This is a genomic window from Vogesella mureinivorans, from assembly GCF_007644035.1.
In the GTDB taxonomy this organism is placed as follows: Bacteria; Pseudomonadota; Gammaproteobacteria; order Burkholderiales; family Chromobacteriaceae; genus Vogesella; species Vogesella mureinivorans.
This window is the reverse complement of record NZ_VMTV02000492.1, coordinates 1-381: the sequence shown is the minus strand read 5'-3', so window position 1 is coordinate 381 and position 381 is coordinate 1. Positions and strand designations below refer to the sequence as shown.

Sequence of the window (381 nt, the reverse complement as noted above, 5' to 3'; positions counted from 1 at the left end):
GGGGTCAGCGGCGCCGGCGCGCGCGTGCGGGTCAGCGCGGCCTCCAGCTCGCTGTCGTCGAGCAGCCGGGCGATGCCGAAGTCCAGCAGCTTGACCCGCCCCTCGGCATCGACCATCACGTTGCCGGGCTTCAGATCGCGATGCACCACCAATTGCCGGTGCGCGTGGTCGAGCGCGTCCAGCACCTGCAGGATCAGATCGACGCGGGCGGGCGGGTCGAGCTGTCGACGCATGCAGTGCTGGTGCAGGCGCTCGCCTTCGACGTACTCCATGGCCATCCACGGCGCGCCGCCGGTTTCGAGGCCGGCGTCGATGAAGGCGGCGATGTGCGGATGCTTCAGGCGGGCCAGGATCCGGCGTTCGCGCAAGAAGCGCGATCTC

The 381-nt window shown here is 70.3% G+C and carries 1 protein-coding gene; it reads right to left on the bottom strand.

Going from position 1 to position 381, the window contains the following annotated elements; translation table 11 throughout:
- Window positions 1–368: protein kinase domain-containing protein (locus FLQ44_RS13570; RefSeq protein ID WP_240801285.1), on the bottom strand; the 368-nt coding region annotated here is incomplete at its 3' end.
- Window positions 369–381 lie beyond the last annotated feature (13 nt).